The sequence below is a fragment of the Vibrio makurazakiensis genome (assembly GCF_050337375.1).
GTDB lineage: Bacteria > Pseudomonadota > Gammaproteobacteria > Enterobacterales > Vibrionaceae > Vibrio > Vibrio makurazakiensis.
This window is the reverse complement of record NZ_JAKJSW010000446.1, coordinates 1-1246: the sequence shown is the minus strand read 5'-3', so window position 1 is coordinate 1246 and position 1246 is coordinate 1. Positions and strand designations below refer to the sequence as shown.

At 43.7% G+C, this 1246-nt stretch carries 1 protein-coding gene; it reads left to right on the top strand.

The window, feature by feature from the left end; genetic code table 11:
* Positions 1-211: 211 nt before the first annotated feature.
* Positions 212-1147 (top strand): LysR family transcriptional regulator, encoded by a 936-nt coding sequence (locus L4C33_RS22340; RefSeq protein ID WP_428814569.1) that lies wholly within the window; start codon positions 212-214, stop codon positions 1145-1147.
* The last annotated feature ends 99 nt before the right edge of the window (positions 1148-1246 follow it).

The window sequence follows — 1246 nt, the reverse complement described above, 5'->3', positions numbered from 1 at the left end:
CTTATTAATGCCTTCATGTAGTGCTAACTGACGAGCAGCTTCAAGTCCAATTCCAGCGTTAGCACCAGTTATTAAAACGGTTTTAATCGTGTTCATGTTTTTTCCCATTAGTGTGATTGTTGACATGCGCTTAAGTTAGCATGGTTGACAATTGGACTGTATATAGGCAAAAGTGGACATGGTGTTTCAAAAATGAACCATAGGTGTTTAAGTGTTAAATAGTGAAAGTTACGCCTTCAATTGGGATGATCTGAAGTTCTTTCTTGCTGTTGTTCGAGCCGGAACATTGCGAGGCGGAGCGGAAAGTATCCATGTTAACCATACAACGCTTACTCGCCGGCTCTCGGTCATGGAAGAGAGAATAGGTAGCCGCCTTTTTGACCGGTCTAAGCAGGGGCTGGTGCTTACTCAAATCGGTGAAGAGCTACTGCCTTATGCTGAGAGAGTAGAAGAGGAAATGACGTCTGCTTCACGCATGATTATCGGTAGAGATGCTGACCCAGTAGGAACTGTCTATGTATCGATGCCTCACGGTATAGCGATGACTTCAATCATGGATGACCTAACGCTGTTTTCTGAGCGCTATCCAGATATCACGCTCAACTTACAGTTTGGAAATGATATTGCTAATCTTAGTCGCCGTGAATCCGATGTCTCCATTAGAGTGGCAAATGACGTTTATGATGATGCGGTTGGACGTAGGCTTGTTCAGATGTCCCAAGCGGCATATTGCACTAGAGAGTATGTCGAGCAAGTAAAAGATAATGAGGGGGAAGGGCTAAATTTTATCGGTTGGCATGAACCTGAAGGGGATATAACAGCCAAGTGGTTAAAAGAGAGTTTCTACCCCAAAGCGACGCTTAAACATCGTGTTTCAGAACTCGTCCCTCTAATTTCACTCGCTGCTTCTGGGCTTGGTATGGCATATCTAGCGTGCAACCTTGGTGATAGGCATCCAAATCTTGTTCGCGCTCCTTTTCAAAAGCCGCTTCCTTATAGAAGTATTTGGTTACTACTTCATCGTGATCTACGCCGCACCGCTCGGATACGCTGCTTTGTTGATTTTCTCGCGGAGCAAATCCAGTCTCGGGAAAATGAGTTTTGGGTTACAGGAACGGTTCCGATAGCTGTGAAGGGTATTGATTAGGTTTAAATCCCCCTCTATTCACGCTTACAAGTTGATAAACAAGAAGCTGCATTGTCATCCATATTTTTAATATCTCATGAAGAGATAAATGAGTAAAAT